At 49.7% G+C, this 17525-nt stretch carries 18 protein-coding genes; 17 read left to right on the forward strand and 1 reads right to left on the reverse strand.

Going from position 1 to position 17525, the window contains the following annotated elements:
* Positions 1–24: 24 nt before the first annotated feature.
* From HNQ57_RS09195 to HNQ57_RS09210, 4 genes are read left to right on the forward strand one after another with little or no spacing between them, the layout of a single operon-like run.
* Complete coding sequence (locus HNQ57_RS09195) at positions 25–1170, forward strand: AraC family transcriptional regulator (RefSeq protein WP_184462412.1); 1146 nt, start codon at positions 25–27, stop codon at positions 1168–1170.
* A 7-nt stretch (positions 1171–1177) separates the two neighbouring features.
* Positions 1178–2071 (forward strand): tyrosine-protein phosphatase, encoded by an 894-nt coding sequence (locus tag HNQ57_RS09200; protein ID WP_184462413.1) that lies wholly within the window; start codon positions 1178–1180, stop codon positions 2069–2071.
* A gap of 3 nt (positions 2072–2074) precedes the next feature.
* Positions 2075–3226, forward strand: coding sequence for a methyltransferase (locus HNQ57_RS09205; RefSeq protein WP_184462414.1), 1152 nt, complete (start codon positions 2075–2077; stop codon positions 3224–3226).
* A gap of 58 nt (positions 3227–3284) precedes the next feature.
* Positions 3285–3764 (forward strand): low molecular weight protein-tyrosine-phosphatase, encoded by a 480-nt coding sequence (locus HNQ57_RS09210; protein ID WP_184462415.1) that lies wholly within the window; start codon positions 3285–3287, stop codon positions 3762–3764.
* Between the two features lie 21 nt (positions 3765–3785).
* Here the strand turns inward: HNQ57_RS09210 and ppk2 are convergent, their stop codons facing one another.
* Entirely contained in the window at positions 3786–4538 is a 753-nt protein-coding gene (gene ppk2 / locus HNQ57_RS09215; RefSeq protein ID WP_184462416.1) for a polyphosphate kinase 2, read from the reverse strand.
* A 170-nt stretch (positions 4539–4708) separates the two neighbouring features.
* Between ppk2 and HNQ57_RS09220 the strand changes: the two genes are divergently transcribed.
* From HNQ57_RS09220 to HNQ57_RS09280, 13 genes are all read left to right on the forward strand, one after another.
* Complete coding sequence (locus HNQ57_RS09220) at positions 4709–5278, forward strand: hemerythrin domain-containing protein (RefSeq protein WP_184462417.1); 570 nt, start codon at positions 4709–4711, stop codon at positions 5276–5278.
* Positions 5279–5280: 2 nt separating this feature from the next.
* On the forward strand, positions 5281–6696 hold the full coding sequence (gene hemN, locus HNQ57_RS09225; RefSeq protein WP_184462418.1) for an oxygen-independent coproporphyrinogen III oxidase: 1416 nt from the start codon (positions 5281–5283) through the stop codon (positions 6694–6696).
* A 146-nt stretch (positions 6697–6842) separates the two neighbouring features.
* Positions 6843–7595 carry a fumarate/nitrate reduction transcriptional regulator Fnr gene (fnr, locus tag HNQ57_RS09230; RefSeq protein WP_184462419.1) on the forward strand — a complete coding sequence of 251 codons (753 nt, stop codon included), beginning with the start codon at positions 6843–6845 and terminating at the stop codon, positions 7593–7595.
* Between the two features lie 185 nt (positions 7596–7780).
* Positions 7781–8413, forward strand: coding sequence for a Yip1 family protein (locus HNQ57_RS09235; protein WP_184462420.1), 633 nt, complete (start codon positions 7781–7783; stop codon positions 8411–8413).
* A 106-nt stretch (positions 8414–8519) separates the two neighbouring features.
* Positions 8520–9953 (forward strand): cytochrome-c oxidase, cbb3-type subunit I, encoded by a 1434-nt coding sequence (gene ccoN, locus HNQ57_RS09240; protein ID WP_184462421.1) that lies wholly within the window; start codon positions 8520–8522, stop codon positions 9951–9953.
* Entirely contained in the window at positions 9950–10558 is a 609-nt protein-coding gene (gene ccoO / locus HNQ57_RS09245; protein ID WP_184462422.1) for a cytochrome-c oxidase, cbb3-type subunit II, read from the forward strand. Before ccoN ends, ccoO begins: the two co-directional genes overlap by 4 nt.
* A 16-nt stretch (positions 10559–10574) precedes the next feature.
* Positions 10575–10766, forward strand: coding sequence for a cbb3-type cytochrome oxidase subunit 3 (locus HNQ57_RS09250; RefSeq protein ID WP_184462423.1), 192 nt, complete (start codon positions 10575–10577; stop codon positions 10764–10766).
* Positions 10759–11652, forward strand: coding sequence for a cytochrome-c oxidase, cbb3-type subunit III (gene ccoP / locus HNQ57_RS09255; RefSeq protein WP_184462424.1), 894 nt, complete (start codon positions 10759–10761; stop codon positions 11650–11652). Before HNQ57_RS09250 ends, ccoP begins: the two co-directional genes overlap by 8 nt.
* A gap of 25 nt (positions 11653–11677) precedes the next feature.
* Positions 11678–13135, forward strand: coding sequence for a cytochrome c oxidase accessory protein CcoG (gene ccoG / locus HNQ57_RS09260; RefSeq protein WP_184462425.1), 1458 nt, complete (start codon positions 11678–11680; stop codon positions 13133–13135).
* A gap of 6 nt (positions 13136–13141) precedes the next feature.
* The gene (locus HNQ57_RS09265) at positions 13142–13699 is read left to right on the forward strand and encodes a FixH family protein (RefSeq protein ID WP_184462426.1); all 558 of its coding nucleotides are present in this window, start codon (positions 13142–13144) and stop codon (positions 13697–13699) included.
* Positions 13696–16146 (forward strand): heavy metal translocating P-type ATPase, encoded by a 2451-nt coding sequence (locus HNQ57_RS09270; protein WP_184462427.1) that lies wholly within the window; start codon positions 13696–13698, stop codon positions 16144–16146. The genes HNQ57_RS09265 and HNQ57_RS09270 overlap by 4 nt, the downstream gene beginning before the upstream one ends.
* Complete coding sequence (ccoS, locus tag HNQ57_RS09275; protein WP_184462428.1) at positions 16139–16333, forward strand: cbb3-type cytochrome oxidase assembly protein CcoS; 195 nt, start codon at positions 16139–16141, stop codon at positions 16331–16333. The genes HNQ57_RS09270 and ccoS overlap by 8 nt, the downstream gene beginning before the upstream one ends.
* On the forward strand, positions 16323–17108 hold the full coding sequence (locus HNQ57_RS09280; RefSeq protein ID WP_184462429.1) for a sulfite exporter TauE/SafE family protein: 786 nt from the start codon (positions 16323–16325) through the stop codon (positions 17106–17108). The genes ccoS and HNQ57_RS09280 overlap by 11 nt, the downstream gene beginning before the upstream one ends.
* Positions 17109–17525 lie beyond the last annotated feature (417 nt).

Consider the following 17525-nt stretch of genomic DNA (forward strand, 5'->3'; position numbering starts at 1 on the left):
CGTCACCCTTTCAGCAGGCTATTTGTGCGTAACAGTTATTCCCCCCATAAAGATCGCGTACCGCTTAAATATGCGCGCAGTATGCTCCAAGTTGCTGAAGCTCAGGGGTATAGCAGTGCGGACCTACTTCGCTCACTGCAGCTCTCATTTAATCCTATGGCCGCCGGGGCGGACTTAAACAGCCTAATTGACAGCCGCGACTACAGCCAAATTTACAATCGGGTTATGTGGCTATTACAAGATGAATCATTCGGTCTAGGACTACAGCGGCGCACACCGGCGGGCAGCTTTAGGATGCTTTGTCTCTTTATTATTCACTGCGAAACCTTAGAGCAAGCACTGCAACGGGCATCGGAATTTATCAATTTTTGCCGCAGCCTTAGCGACATGCACAATACCCCTAAGCGGCCGGTCGAACGACTCAGCAATGGCACCGCCATCTACCGCTTTGCCCAAAGCGCGGAGCTGGTCGATACCACTCAGCTTCACTCTGAATTAGAGGCCAGTTACACCACGGCCAGAATGATGGCGATTTGGCGCCGGTTTTGCCAATGGCTGATAGGCAAACCGCTAGACCTTTTAGGTGTCTATTTGCAGATTGAAGGGCCAGACAAAGGTAATTATTTTGAACAATTATTTGGCTGCGAAGTATATTACGGCAGTGAGCACAACGCGTTTCTGATTGCTGAACACAATCTCGACTGTCCGTTAATACATACTGAAGAATCCTTGCGTAAATTCCTTCGCAATGCGCCCTATCATCTCTTGGTTGCCCAAGAGGATGAAGACAGCTCTTTGCTATCGCAAATGAAGCGCATCATCGGCACAGATTTAAGTCATGAGTTCCCCAGCGTTGTCGCCATGGCAGAACAGTTACACATGTCAGTCCGCACCCTGCGACGGCGCTTAAAAGACCTCGACACTACGTACCAACAATTTAAAGATGAGCTGCGCAAAGAACACGCCTGCCGCTGGTTAAACCAACCGGAATTAAAAATTAACGCGGTGTCAGCCCTACTCGGCTTTGATGAGCCGAGTGCCTTTCATCGCTCGTTTAAAAAGTGGACTGGGATGACCCCGGGGGAATATCGCGCCAGCCGCCAACCCAGCGCCCTAAATCAAAATCAATCGCCAACCAACTTAAGCTCGGTATCTACGGAAGGTCGTTAATCCTTTTATGAATCCAATAGATATAATAAAGGCCCTGCCCACCGCTAAGGATGAATCGATATTGGCGGAACAACGCCTCATTCCCGCCGAGCTCGACCACCCTGAACGAGAAAAGCGGCGCAAACTGCCCTTTGATAATATGCATAATTTCCGCGAACTCGGCGGTTTTAAATCCGCCACAGGACTATGCGTTAAATGGGGCATGGTCTACCGCGCTGACAAAATCTCTGGGTTATCTGACCAAGACCAACTCTACCTTGAGCGCTTGAAATTACGCAAGATTGTCGATTTTCGCTCAGACGAAGAGCGCAGCGAGTCACCCCATAGCATATTAGCCACAAGTAATATTATCATCGAAGCCCTGCCAATCACCGTCGATGCAGCCCAAATAGAGAAGGTCACTGCCCGGCTCCAGCAAGAAGACGTCACCGCCGAAGACATGGCCCAATTTTTAATAGAGGCCAATCGCGAGATGATCGAACGCTTTGCGCCAGTGTATAAACAATGGTTTCACTCCTTATTAGACGACAGCAGCTACCCACAAGTATTTCATTGCACTGCAGGAAAAGACCGCACCGGATTGGCCGCGGCCTTACTATTGCGAATTCTTGGGGTGAGCGCCGACGACGTAATGAATGATTACCTTGCCACCAATACATTCACTCGCGAACGAATCGAGCGGATTGTGCACCACATAAATGAAATGACCATGCATCAGGTTAACGAAGATGTTGTCAGGGTGCTGTTTAAGGTGCAGTCGCGGTTTTTGAACGAAGCCTATAAAAGTATTGATGAACATTATGGCAATTTCGCCAGTTTTGTTGAAATCGGTCTCGGCTTTGGCGAGGCCGAATGCGGCCGCCTTCGTGAATTATTACTAGAGCCAGCAGCCGGAATATAATCTATGGAAACTCGCGTATTTAACTCTGCCTATGGCGAACTCACCTTATTCCGTAGGCCGTTTCGCCCCAGAGAAACCCTTCAGGCGTGGGACGCAGCAGATGACTATCTCCTCCACTATCTCGCTGAACTAAACTTGGCTGACAGCACGAGAATCCTCATCGTAAATGACAGTTTTGGTAGTTTAAGTACCGCGTTAGCACAATACAGCTGCACACTGTGGGCAGACTCAGCCATTAGCGAGCTCTGTAGCGCCGAAAATGCCGAGCGCAACAAGCGCCCCGCCCCGCAATTTAGCCCTGCCACTACGCCACCGACCGGCGAGTTCGATGTCATACTGTATCGATTACCCAAAAGTCGGTCCTTACTAAACTACCAATTGCAATGCCTTGCCCCGCTCTGCCGGGATGGCGCTCAATTTATTGGCGCCGCGATGGCCCGCCATATTGACCAGAATATTGTAAGTGCCTTTGCTAAAAATATTGCAACGGCCAAACCCAGTTTAGCGAGAAAGAAGGCACGCCTTATCCATTTGGACGGCGAAATTATCAGCGAATCACCGCAATCTGACACCAAAACAATCTCGCTAGTGGACCACGATATCGTCCTAGCCAATCGCGCGAATGTATTCTCTCGGGACAAACTCGATCTCGGCAGTAGAATCATGCTTGCTAGTCTGCCGCTGCTCGATGCCCCCGCCAATATCGCCGACTTGGGCTGCGGCAACGGTGTTCTTGGTATAAGCGCCGCCAGACAATGGCCCGACGCCCAGCTTCATTTCTTTGACGATTCATTTTTGGCCGTAGACAGCGCAAAGCATAATGTGAGGCAAAACTTAGGTGATCTTGCGGCTGCGTCCAGCAGTCAATTTAGTGCGAGTGACTGCCTTCACGCTTATAGAGGTGACGACTTCGATTTAATTCTCTGTAATCCGCCCTTTCATCAAGACCATCATGTTGGCGACCAAATCGCCCGCCAGATGTTTCGCGACAGCCACAAGCATTTGACCGCGGACGGCGTATTGTGTGTAGTCGGCAATCGGCACCTTGGCTACCACGTATTACTCAAAAAACTGTTCGGCAACTGTGAAACAATCAACTCCGACAGCAAATTCGTGGTGCTGCGGGCACGAAAAACAACCCCGTCAAACGGGTGATACTGCAAGGTCAACTCGCGTGCTTAAATGAGCCTTTCTAGCAAAGCCTGAGATTTGCATGCCGATCCATGTTGTTTTTGTCTGCCTTGGCAATATCTGCCGCTCACCCGCTGCCCAAGGTGTGTTTGAAAAATACGTGCTCGACGCGGGATTGGCTGACAAAGTCAGCGTTGATTCTTGTGGTACAGCGGCGTTTAACCTGGGCAAGTCCCCGGATCCACGCTCGATTGCAGCGGCGGGCCGTGCTGGCTACGACATAACGCAGCAAATTGCCCGTCAGATTGATGATCATGATTACCAGCATGCCAGCTATGTCATTGCCATGGATCGCATGAACCTCACCAATGTATTAGCGTGGGCCCCAGCTGATTATGACGGTGAGATTAAGCTGCTAATGGACTACTGCGGGCACAATGGGAATAGCCAGATACCCGACCCCTACTACGACGATGAACACAGCTTTGATAGTGTTATCCAGCAAATTGAAATCGCAGCAAAAGGCCTGTTAGACACGATTAAAGACCGCCACGGTATTTAATTACTCAGGTCCAAGGCAAAATTAATCGGCCAAAAATCCGGTATCGCGCATTTCCGGTTTATAGCGCTGAATAATTTTTGAATCCGCTTTTAAAAGCGCCTCGTCTTTGCCTTCATAGTCCAAACTAGACAACAAGCTTTTAATTAAATTAATGCGCGCCGCCTTTTTATTATTGGCCCGAATAATCACCCAAGGCGCAATATCATTATGGCTACGGCGCAGCATTTCATTTCGCGCGTGGCTGTAATTAGCCCAATTTACCTGAGCCTCCCGATCAATAGGGCTGATTTTCCAATTCGCGAGCGGATCTTGTTCTCGCGCTAGAAATCGTTGCTGCTGTTCAGATTTGTCTATATCTAAAAAATATTTCCGCAATTGAATGCCTGAATCAATCAGCATCTGCTCAAACGGCGCAACCATCAGGAAAAAACGCTGATATTCTTCCTCGCTGCAAAAGCCCATAACGCGTTCAACACCGGCGCGGTTATACCAACTACGGTTAAAAATCACGAATTCGCCAGACGCGGGCAAATAAGGCACGTAGCGCTGGAAATACCATGTCGCCTCGTCTCTCGCGCTAGGTTTACCCAGAGCGACAACCCGGGTTTCGCGGGGGCTCAAATGCTGAACCAAGCGCTTAATAACACCGTCTTTACCGGCGGCGTCTCGGCCTTCAACAATAACCAAAATACGGTGTTCACAGGCAATAAAATGACGCTGTAGTTTGACTAACTCAATTTGCAGGGCTCGTAATATCTCTTTGTAGTCATCCATAGACTATTCGACCCTCGGCGCGAATTAGCATTAAAAGCAGATTATAGCGCAACGTTAAATACCGGCTTGTTGATTCACATCAAACTCGACTGGGCTGTAAGTTGCTAGATTCTATACGCATTATTTAATCACCGCAGCCCAGTATCGCTAACACCCCGAGAGCAAAGGCCATGCAATATCTACTGAGTCAGCTAGAACAAGACCACCAGCGCATTTTGAAAATGATGTATCTACTGAGTAAAGAGATCAATCTACTGACAGGTCTTGATAAAGGAACGCCCAACTGCGATCGAATTCTCGAGATTCTGGACTACATACAAGTCTATCCTGAAATATGGCACCATCCGACCGAAGATATTCTATTCCATCAGCTTTTACGCAAAGACAATGTCAACATTGTTGCCGTACAAAGCTTATTGCGTGATCACCCTAGCCTCGAGGCGCTGAGCAGTCAGCTTTCGCTGATATACAGCGAACTACGCGCAACGGCGACGGCACCTACAACAAGTGTTCTGCGCTTAAGCAGGCATTACTGCAGCAAGCAAATCTCCCATATTCACGACGAGCGGAGTGTTTTTTCCGCCATTACCTCGCGTTTCGACGAAGCCGACTGGCAGTCCGTGGCGAATGCCCTTCGCAGAAATACAGCCAATAACGATGATCTGGCTCAGTTTGAATATATCTCACGATCTAAAGCGCTAAACCAAAGCCACATTCTGACAAGTGGCGACTTACACTAACCATGACAACACTTATACAAACTACCGCAGTAAAGCCGCGCACTGCTCCGCTAGCGCTAGAAGCCGGCTTGATTGCTAAATACAGCACGCAGGGGCCACGTTACACTTCCTACCCCACCGCGTTGCAATTTACTGATCAATTCACCGCAGACGATTACCAGCGGCACCTATTAAGAGCGCGACCGATTGCGGCCCCTTTGTCGCTATACGTGCACTTACCCTTCTGTCGCTGGCTGTGTTATTACTGTGGATGCAATAAAATTGTCACCAAAAAGCCCGGCGTAGCGCGGGAATATCTCGATCACCTAGCAATAGAAATTGAATTACTGACAACGCAAATTGGCGCAACGCGGCAAGTAACCCAGCTCCATTTTGGCGGCGGCACCCCCACCTATCTAGACGACGCAGAATTAACAGAGTTAGTACATTTACTCGCAAGTCATTTTAATTTGGACGCCAATCAAGAACGAGAGTACTCAATCGAAATTGACCCACGCACAGTAAGCCCCGACCGCTTAGCGTTACTGCGCGGCTTGGGCTTTAATCGTCTAAGTTTTGGCATACAAGACACTGACCCACATGTGCAGCAAGCTATTAACCGAGTGCAGCATACCGAGGAAATTATTGCACTTGTCGGCGCGGCAAGAGCTTACCGCTTTAACTCCATCAGTTTTGATCTCATCTACGGTTTACCACGACAAAACTGCACGACGCTTAACCACACACTAGATGACGTTATTGCGCTATTACCAGATAGAATCGCCTTGTACCACTACGCTCATTTGCCCGCGCGCTTTGCCGCGCAAAAGGCAATAGAGAGGCACAATTTACCCAGCGCCAGTGAAAAACTTGCCATGCTCAGCCTAGCGACCACGCGTTTAATCGAGGCTGGCTATGTATACATCGGCATGGACCATTTCGTTCGACCAGAGGATGAACTAGCCCAGTGCCAAAAAGAGGGGCATTTACAGCGCAATTTTCAGGGCTATTCCAACACCTTAGCGCCGGATGTGCTTGGCATTGGCGTATCTGCCATCAGCGCCATCGGTGACTGCTATGCCCAAAACAGTCGCGACATTAGTGACTACTATAAGAAATTAGACGCTGGCCAGCTCCCCATCGATAGAGGGCTCATAAAATCAACTGAGGACCAAATACGGGCTTATGTCATTATGCAACTCGCTTGTAATCTCCGGGTTTCCGCTCAGGCTTTCACCGACAAATTTAGTATATCGCTCTGGGAAAAGTTCGCCGATGTTCAGCCAAAGCTCGAGGAGATGCAACAAGACGGTATCGTCGTCATCGAACACGACGGCATCACCATTACTGAAACCGGGCGGATGATGCTGCGCTATGTTTGCATGGTCTTTGACCAATATCTCAACGCACATACCCAGAGCTACTCAAAAACAATTTAACAAAGCAAGCCTACCAAAGATTCCCACACATTTAGACTATGACACCTTATTAGTAAGTCATGCCATACACTTGAAATATGACCACAAAATACGTCAGAGTAGGTATCATCTAGTGTAATCAAACACGCTATAAGGAAACACCTAGCATGATCGCTGTCAGTGAGCACAACGCACCGTCAGACAAGCACTGTCCGCACAACGCCGCAATCAATTGCGCAAGCTGCCGATTAAGCGCTATATGCTTACCACTGGCGCTGGCCCAAGACGAAATTGTGCAATTAGATGAAATTGTGCAGCGTGGTCGACCTTTGCAAAAAGGCCAACACCTCTATCGCGAAAATGACAATTTCACATCGGTTTTCGCCGTGCGCTCCGGCGCAGTGAAAGCCTATAGCATGTCAGATAGTGGCGAAGAGCAAGTAACCGGTTTTTATCTGCCAGGTGAAATCCTCGGCATGGACGGCATTGGCCACAATCGTTACGCCAGCTCCGCCGTGGCTATGGAGGTATCGGCAATTTGCGAAATCCCCTTCGCAAATATCGAGGACCTCAGCGGTAAGCTCCCAAATATGCAAAAGCACTTTTTCAAATTGCTTAGCCAAGAAATCGTAGAGGATCAGCGCCATATCACGCTCGTCAGCAAACACACTGCTGAGGAACGTTTAGCCTCACTCATCGTGAGTATTTCTGCCCGCAATGCGCGCCGGAATTTATCGCCCTTAAACATTCGCTTACCTATGTCTCGTACCGACATCGGCAACTTTCTTGGCCTTACCATAGAGACCGTAAGTCGTGTATTCAGTCGCTTTGCAAAACAGGGTTTGATTGAAGTCGACAAGAAAGAACTTGTCGTGCTCGATATCGATGCGCTAAAAACCATTGCGTCTCTAGGCCACTAATTTAGCTATATTGAAGTAATACAACGCTCCTTAAACTCTGCGTTTTTTTGCACGCTCTTAATTAGCCAATTTTATATTGGGGTTAAATTTGCCCCAGACTCGCAAATTAACCATAAAGCATAGTTTAGTTGACGTAGATCAACTAGCCAGCATTATCGCTTTGCTATCTTGCCGATTATCATTAGATGAGCGCAAGCGAGTACGCCGTGGCTAATTTTGTCAGCAATCCCTTGGGATTTCTATTTTCACCCCATAAACAGTGGCATGCTGTTGCTCGTGTGCCTACCAACGCACTGCCCAGCAAACTGCTTTATGCCATTGTTCTGGCAATTGGACCCTGTCTCGCGTGGTATTACGGTACCACCGTCGTCGGTTGGAGCATCGGCGATGGCGAGCAAGTATTACTTACAACGGCCAGTGCCTTGCGCATTGTTATTGCTTTCTATATTGCCATGCTCGGTGCCCTCGCCATTATCGGCTACTTCATTCATTGGATGGCCGAAACCTATGGCAGCGAGTCGACCATGACCAAAGGCATGGTCGTGGCGAGTTATACCGCCACCCCCCTTTTTATTGCTGGCCTCTCTGGCTTCTTCCCTATTTTTTGGCTAGATATGCTCCTCGGCATCGCCAGTTTGAGCTGGGCGGTTTACCTACTTTATGTCGGCATTCCCATTGTAATGAATATCCCCACTGAGCGCGGTTTTCTCTACGCCTCTGCGGTGGTCGGGGTGTGCATGGTGATATTTATGGCGCTTATGGGCGGCGTTGTCATTCTGTGGGAAATGGGATTAGCGCCGGTATTTGTCGACGGTTAAGCCTGCAAAGCTGAACGTTGCAAGCGCAGAACGCGCTAAGTCGTCTCCAATAAATCGCGGCGGTATAGGTCGCAAAAATATATATTTTACTTTCAAAGGAATCCAAATGGACTCGCAAACCCAGCAACCTCTATACGACTACCGCGCGGTGAAAATGTTTACCGTTATGGCTGTTGTCTGGGGCATTGTCGGCATGTCTGTCGGGGTGCTGATTGCGGCCCAGCTGATCTGGCCGGTACTCAATTTTGACACTCCTTGGCTTAGCTTCGGCCGGCTTCGACCCTTGCACACCAACGCAGTAATCTTTGCCTTTGGCGGTTGTGCGTTAATGGGTTCGTCTTTCTATGTGGTGCAGCGCACCTGTCAAGCCCGTCTCGCTGGCGGTCCACTGATCCCATTTGTATTTTGGGGCTGGCAGTTGGTTATTGTGCTGGCGGCCATAACCTTACCAATGGGTTATACCAGTACAAAAGAATATGCGGAATTAGAATGGCCAATTGATATTCTGATCACCCTCGTTTGGGTGGCCTATGCCATTGTCTTTTTTGGCACCATCATGAAAAGGCGGATGTCGCACATCTATGTGGCCAACTGGTTTTACGGTGCGTTTATCATCACCGTGGCCGTACTGCACATTGTGAACAGCCTAGCGGTACCGGTTAGCTTGACCAAATCCTATTCCATATACTCCGGCGCAGTAGATGCCATGGTGCAATGGTGGTATGGGCATAACGCTGTCGGCTTTTATTTGACGGCGGGCTTCTTGGGAATGATGTACTACTTCGTTCCTAAGCAGGCTGGTCGGCCCGTGTACTCCTACCGTTTATCAATCGTTCACTTTTGGGCGCTGGTGTCTGTGTACATCTGGGCTGGCCCACATCATTTGCACTACACCGCACTACCTGACTGGGCGCAAAGCCTAGGCATGGTAATGTCATTGATTCTGCTAGCGCCTTCTTGGGGCGGCATGATCAACGGCATGATGACCTTGTCTGGCGCTTGGCATAAATTGCGCACTGATCCGATTTTGCGATTCTTAGTAGTGTCACTGTCCTTCTATGGCATGTCGACTTTTGAAGGGCCAATGATGGCGATTAAAACCGTCAATTCACTTTCTCACTACACCGATTGGACGATTGGTCACGTGCATTCAGGTGCGCTTGGCTGGGTGGCGATGATCTCCATCGGGACCATTTATCACCTGATCCCGGTGTTGTTCGAAAAAGAAAAAATGCACAGCATTCCGGCGATTAATTTGCACTTTTGGCTATCGACCATTGGCACAGTTCTGTATATCGCTTCCATGTGGGTTAACGGCATTGTTCAGGGGTTAATGTGGCGCGCCTACAACAGTGACGGCAGCCTGACTTACAGCTTTGCAGAATCAGTGGTTGCGAGTCATCCCGGCTACATTGTTCGCTTTATCGGCGGCAGTATCTTCCTGTTCGGCATGCTGGTGATGGCATGGAATGTTTGGCAGACCATTCGCAACGGCGAAGAACTGGCAGCGGCTAGCAGCCCAGCGGAGGTAGCGGCATGAATCACGATCTCGTTGAAAAAAATATCGGACTAATGATTATTTTCATAATCATTGCCATTAGCTTTGGCGCCTTAGTTGAAATTGTACCCTTAGCGTTTCAAAAAGAGACCACCGAACCAATTAAGGGTTTAAAGCCGCTTAACGCTATGCAGTTAACAGGTCGCGATATTTATATACGTGAAGGCTGCCATGTATGTCATTCACAAATGATTCGCCCGCTTCGCTCGGAAACGGAGCGCTACGGCCATTATTCTGTGGCTGGTGAAAGTGTTTATGAACACCCCTTTCTGTGGGGCTCTAAACGCACTGGGCCAGATTTAGCACGTGTCGGCGAACGCTATAGCGACGAATGGCATCGAGCCCATCTGTTCGACCCCCGCGCGGTGGTTCCGGAGTCGATCATGCCCGCCTACCCCTGGTTATTTAACAATGACATTGACGGCGATATGGTCGGCAGGAATATGGCAGCGTTACGTAAAGTCGGCGTGCCCTATACCGACGCCGACATCGCGGGTGCCGCAGAGCAAGTGGCGGGTAAAAAAGAAATTGATGCCATGGTGGCCTACTTGCAGCAGCTCGGCACGCTGCTCAAGTACAAGCGCTAGGCGAAGGACGGAAACCATGGATCAAGACAACCTAAGAGCAATAGCAACCCTGTTAGTATTTATTACGTTTATAAGCCTCAGCGTTAGTGTTTTCCGCAAGAGCCGTAAAAGCTATTTCGAAGATGCAGCCCTGCTGCCGTTTGCCGACGACGACATCAGCCGCAAACGCAAATCTGACGCAAAAGATGTGGAGAGCCACAATGAGTAGTTTTTGGAGTATGTGGATCGTCGTCCTAACGACCATCTCTATCGTCCTTATTACCTGGTTACTTTTTAGCAACCGAAAGATTAAAAGTACAAAAGCGAACCAAACCACTGGGCACGTCTACGACGGCATAGAAGAATACGACAACCCGCTTCCGTCTTGGTGGTTCAAGATGTTTGTCGCCAGTATTGTATTCGCCATCGGGTATTTGATTGCGTATCCCGGCATGGGGAATTTCCCAGGCCTACTTAACTGGACATCCGTAGGCAAATGGGAAAACGAAGTTCAGCAAGCTGAACAGGCAACCGAGTCGCTTTATCAAGACTTTATGAACAAAGATATTCCTGCGCTGGCCCAGGACAAAAAAGCCATGCGCCTCGGAAAGCGGATCTTCGCCAACAACTGTGCAATTTGCCATGGCGTTAACGCTGAAGGCTCATATGGTTTCCCTAACCTCAGCGATCATGATTGGCTATACGGCGGCTCGCCCGAGCAGATACGCACGTCAATTACCAATGGACGCAGCGGCAGCATGCCTGCTTGGGGGAGTATGCTCGGCCATGATGGTCTGGCTGCCATGACTGATTATGTTGTTAACTTGAGCAAGGCGACAACCGCAGATGACAACCCCGCCGCCAAGCAATTTGCGATGATGTGTTCAGCGTGCCATGGCGCAGATGGCAGCGGCAATCAAATGATGGGCGCAGCAAATCTCCGTGACAATATTTGGCTATATGGTGGTGACGCCGGTCGTATAAAACAAAGCATCGCCAAAGGTCGCAACGGACAAATGCCGGCCCATCACGACAAACTCAGCGAAGAGAAGATATATCTACTGACAGCCTACGTCTACCAATTGTCGTCGGCTGAAAATACGAACAAACCTTGAAAGCAGCGATGGAGCCATTAATAGCATGAGTGCTGAATCGGCCGGTTCGCAAAGCAGTGGGAACCCAGTAGGCGTCGACCCTGATCGCATTCCGGTCGAGGAATTTGTTCCTGCAGAAGTTGCGGAACTCGACCTGTATCAAAAGCGAGAGAAAATATACACCCGAAAGATCGAGGGCTTTTTTCAACGCATTCGTACCTTAACCGGATGGCCGCTGTTAATGGGGTATTTCCTGTTACCGTGGTTACAATGGGATGACCGGCAAGCCGTTCTGTTTGACCTGCCCGCCCGTCAATTCCATGTGCTCGGCATCACCTTCTGGCCGCAAGATCTAAGCATGCTCGCATGGGTGCTGATCATTGCGGCGTTTATGCTATTTGCGGTAACCAATTTTGCTGGCCGGGTATGGTGTGGTTTCAGCTGTCCGCAAACGGTGTGGACCAGCATTTTCATGTGGATTGAACAAAAAGTTGAGGGAAGCCGTAATCAGCGTATCAAGTTAGATGCTGCGCCCTATACCGCGAGCAAGTTTGCCAAAAAATTCGTCAAACACAGCATGTGGCTTGCGGTGGCTTTTTATACCGGCTTTACTTTCGTCGGCTATTTCACGCCAATTTTGGATCTTAGCTACGACTTTTTTACGTTCAGCGTAAACCTCTGGGCAGCTTTTTGGATCGGCTTTTTTACCTTAGCGACCTACGGTAACGCCGGCTATTTGCGCGAACAGGTTTGCCTGTATATGTGCCCTTACGCGCGTTTTCAATCGGCAATGTTTGACCCAAACACCTTAATCATTTCCTACGACCCAAAACGCGGTGAACAACGCGGTTCGCGCAAACGAAATGAAAAGTCAGCCGATGTTGGCTTAGGTGACTGCATTGACTGTCAGCTCTGCGTTCAGGTTTGCCCAACCGGAATCGATATTCGTGACGGCCTGCAATATCAGTGTATCGGCTGCGCCCTGTGCGTTGATGCCTGTGACTCTGTTATGGAAAAAATGGACTATCCCAAAGGTTTAATAAGCTATACCACTGAAAACGCGTTAAATGGCCAGCCTTCTCAGATTTTTAGACCACGACTGTTAGCCTATATCCTCGCTGTTGTGGTGATGTGCGGTTTATTAGCCTACCGCATAATCGATCGTGAAACGATTGAGGTCAGTGTGCTAAGGGATCGCCAAGCGCTGTACTATCAAAGCGAGCAAGGCGCCATCGACAATCGCTTCACGCTGAAAGTCGCAAATAAAACACAAGCGAATCACCGCTACCAACTGTCTGTGTCTGCCCCCTACCCGGTCGACATCATTGGTTCGGTAGAATTTCAAATACTCAGTGGCGAGGTCGTTGATATTCCCATAACCCTACGTCTTAACGCCCAGCAGCAGGTTCACGGTTTTTTTAATATTGAATTTCGCGCCCAGCGATTAGATGCCGAGAATGACATTGTTAGCCATGAAAGTCGCTTTTTTGCGCCTGCCGAGTAATCCACCATGACAGCGAATGTATCTATGCAGATCAAACACGGCGCGTCAGAAAAATGGTATCGACAATTCTGGCCTTGGTTTTTAATTGTATTACCTGGCACCGTCGTCATTGCCAGCATCATCACCTTGGTCATTGCAATTATCCACAGCGACAACTTGGTGCGCGACGACTATTACAAAGACGGCTTGGCGATAAATCGCTATCTTGAGCAAGACGCATTTGCGAGCCAGATGCAGCTCAGTGCTGGCGGGCAGCTAACTAACGGCGATATCGAAATTACACTCAAGGGCACCGCCCTCACCGAATACAATCAACTGCTTCTGTTGTGGCAACACCCGACAAGTGAAGAGTTGGACTTCCAAACGGTTCTTATCAACGACGGCGAAAACCATTACAGCGCGCAACTCACCCAGAGTATTACAGGGCGCTGGTATCTTACATTAGCGTCATTCAACAACAATGAAGCGAGTCGCTGGCGTCTAAAAACTGAGTTTGACACTGACCACACTCAGCAATTTGTCATGGACGATCAGGCCAACAATCAAGGCGCGAAGACGCCATGACAAATGCCTGCTTCCACTGTGGCGAAACTATTCCCGCCAGCGCCAATTTCCAACTCTTAGTGGATGGCAGCCAACGTAATATGTGCTGTGGCGGCTGTCTGGCCGTTGCCGAATGCATACTTACAGCAGGTTTAAACGACTACTACCGTTTGCGTTCCGCCGCCGCTATTACCCCCAGCGAAGGCATTGACGATTACAGCCGTTTTGATCAACAAGAATTAATCGAAGATTTCTCCACGCAAGACGGTTCGTCATGGGTCAGCCGCTTTAGTGTTGGTGGCTTGCGCTGCGCCGCGTGCGCTTGGCTGATCGAACAACATCTACTGCGCATAGACGGCATTGAATCGGTCAGTGTACATCTGCAAAATGCTGTCGCCACGGTAAGGTGGAATCCGCAACAACTCAGCCCCAGCGCTATATTTAAGGCTTTTCACGCACTCGGTTACCAAGCCTTACCCTGGTCCGCGACCACCCGCGACATTCAACTGCAGGAAGAAATGACGGGGCTTCTACGCCGGCTGGGTGTAGCCGGCATCGGCATGATGCAAGTAGGCATGGTTGCCATTGGTCTTTACGCTGGAGACTTTCAGGGGATCGACCATAATAGCCGCACATTACTCAGGGTCTTTAGCTTAATCATTACCACGCCGGCACTGCTCTACGCCGCACAACCCTTTTTTAAAAATGCATGGCGCTCTTTGCGTCGTGGCCATCCTGGCATGGATATACCCGTTTCGATTGCCTTAACCGCAGCGTATACCGCGAGTGTTGTATCCACTATTAGCCAAGGCGCCCACGTTTACTACGACACCATAAGCATGTTTACCTTTTTCTTATTGCTGAGCCGCTACTTGCAATTGCGGGTAAGCCAGTATCAGCATCGCGGTACATCGCTGCCGACATCTGCCCGAAAAATCACGCAGCTTGGCGACAGCAAATTTGAATGGGTGGGCGTAAAATCGCTCAAGGTCGGCGACCTTATAAGCGTGCAACCAGGGGAAACCTTAGCGGTTGATGGCATTATTCGGCGCGGAACAAGCAGTATCGAAAGCAGTGCATTTAGCGGCGAATTTTTGCCCGTTCACTGTGGTATTGGCGATAGCGTGATGGCGGGGAGCGGCAATATCGATGGTAACCTCGATATTGAAATTACCCAAACGACATGCGATACCGCCTGGGCCAAAATAGCCGAATTATTAGAACAAGCTCAAGCCAGCAAGCCAGCCGTGGCGCAGCTAGCAGACAGAATGGCCAGTCATTTTGTGATGTTAGTTATGCTATTAGCCGGTGTCAGCTATGCCTACTGGTACAGTCACGAGGGTGGATCAGCGTTTATTATTGCCTTGTCAGTATTGGTTGTTAGCTGTCCTTGCGCCCTATCACTCGCAACCCCAACAAGCTATACCGCCGCAATCAAAGCACTCAGTAGGCAAGGCGTCTTGCTTACAAATGGCCGCGTTCTCGAACAGATGCGTAACGTCAGTCACCTTGTATTTGACAAAACGGGCACCCTCACAGAGGGCCGCCCACATATCTTGTCGTGTCGCGTGTTCGGTGGTATCAGCGACGAAACCGCGCGGGAAATTGCGGCTAGCCTAGAACAGCTGTCTCACCACCCCATTGCCCATGCGTTTAAACAAAGCAGTAAAGTAGCAAGTACCCGCTATAACGTGGAAAATGGCGAAGTGGTCAGCGGCGCCGGAATTCGCGGCCGCATCAACGGCAAGGTCTACCGCATTGGCAGCGCTGCATTTTGTAACGTGCCCCGCCAACACCATAGCGCCCATTTGAATGTTTACCTCGCCGACGACAGTAACGTCCTAGCCCACTTTCAACTTGCTGACGAAATTCGCTCCGACGCGCTGTCGTTGGTGCAAGCCATGCAAAATAGCGGCCTTAGCCTTGAAATTCTCAGCGGCGACAACTCCGGACAAGTTGCCGAAGTCGCCGGCGCACTCGGCATAAATGCTTATCAGGCTGGGTGTAGCGCAGCGCAAAAGCTCGCCCATGTTAAAAACCTGCAAGCACAGGGTGCTGTTGTCATGATGGTCGGCGACGGTATTAACGACGCGCCAGTCATTGCCAGCGCCGACATCTCGGTTGCCATGACCAGCGCTAGCGAATTAACACGCACCCAAGCAGACGTGGTACTACTCGATAATAAACTTCACAATATCGCTGTGTTGTTTAGCAAAGCAAAACTGAGTAGAGCTATCCTTATACAAAACCTCAGCTGGGCACTGCTCTATAATTTGATGGCACTGCCCTTAGCGGCGATGGGCTTGGTGCCACCTTGGTTGGCGGCACTGGGCATGTCTGCCAGCTCACTTGTTGTGGTATTAAATGCACTGCGAATTGGTGCAAAGCAAACAGATTCCACCTCACATGCCGCTGAGGCCACACCAATACGCAATACACTTACAACGAGTGGGGCTTACAATGGCTAGCTTAATTATTCTGTTACCCATTGCGCTGATTTTTTTCGGCTTAGCGATATTTTTATTTTGGTGGTCGGTCGGCAACAGACAATTTGACGATTTAGATCGCGAAGGACAGCGCATCTTATTTGACGAAGAAGAAAAACCGCGCAGTTCAGTGCCGCCAGAAAAGCGAGACCCCCATAATGATGCCTGAAGTGCTTAGCTATTCTGCGGCATTTTTACTGGGCTTAATCGGCAGCCCGCATTGTGTCGGTATGTGCGGCGGAATCGCGGGACTGCTGGGCGCGTCTACTACGCCACCACAGCCACTGCACCCTGGCGGCGCCATCATTACCAGCACAAAAACCGCCGCGAATCTTCAGCATATCTACTTCAGCGTGCTCTTCCAGCTCGGTCGTATTTCGAGTTACGCCCTACTCGGCGCTATTCTCGGCGGCTCAGTTGCCGCCGCTGGCGCATTGGCGACAACACAGCTCATGCCCATTAGCCAAGCATTGCGAATTCTCGCCAGTGTGATGCTCATCATTATGGCGCTGTCCATTGCCGGCTGGAGCAGCATTGCAACGATCCTTGAACAATTAGGTGGCCGTGTTTGGCAGAAATTACAACCTGTGCGCAAACGACTTATTCCAATCGACTCGCCAGCAAAAGCGATCGCGATCGGTGGATTATGGGGTTTCCTGCCCTGCGGACTAATTTACAGTGCGCTGGCATGGTCGGCACTGAGCGGCAGTGCCATCCAATCCGCCATACTCATGGCCTGTTTTGGTTTGGGCACTGCACCAGCGGTATTAAGCATAGGAAGTTTGAGTAGCGGCCTGCGCAGCGCAATTAAAAACCCCCTCACCCGTTACGGTTTCGCTGCGCTGCTGATCGTCTTAGCGCTTTACCCGCTATACACAATGCTTATTCATCAAAGCGCTCACCAGCCAAGTAGCGAGCATAACCACAGCGCGATTCACCAATAAGCTGGCCGTTTCAGTTTACTTAAAAGCATTTTGCTCAGCTCCGCCGCCCGGCCCAAAAGCGCCAACGCCACTAGGATTAGCCGTGAACTGTTGCTCAAGGGAGTTTGTTCCAGTATTTCGACTAATCTCTTGAAAATTATGGTGCTTAAGATTTCTATTAATTGAGTCAAGATGCTCATCTAGCCTTTTAGATCAGTTTGAATTTCATTAAAGAACTCATTATTTTCAGATGAACTCATATCTCTCTCTGATGCTTAACGCTGCAAGCAAAGGCGCGCGCTAGCGCGTCCAGTGGAGCGAAGCGCAACGATTTTGGCTTGCCTTGTGTACGCCCAGCATGGGCATGAACTAATGAGGTGAAAGTCCTCTGTAGGAAGGTCACCATCCTTAGCGATTTATGATCGTTATTAGATGTTA

Origin of the sequence: Zhongshania antarctica, assembly GCF_014202945.1 — a bacterium.
In the GTDB taxonomy this organism is placed as follows: domain Bacteria; phylum Pseudomonadota; class Gammaproteobacteria; order Pseudomonadales; family Spongiibacteraceae; genus Spongiibacter; species Spongiibacter antarcticus.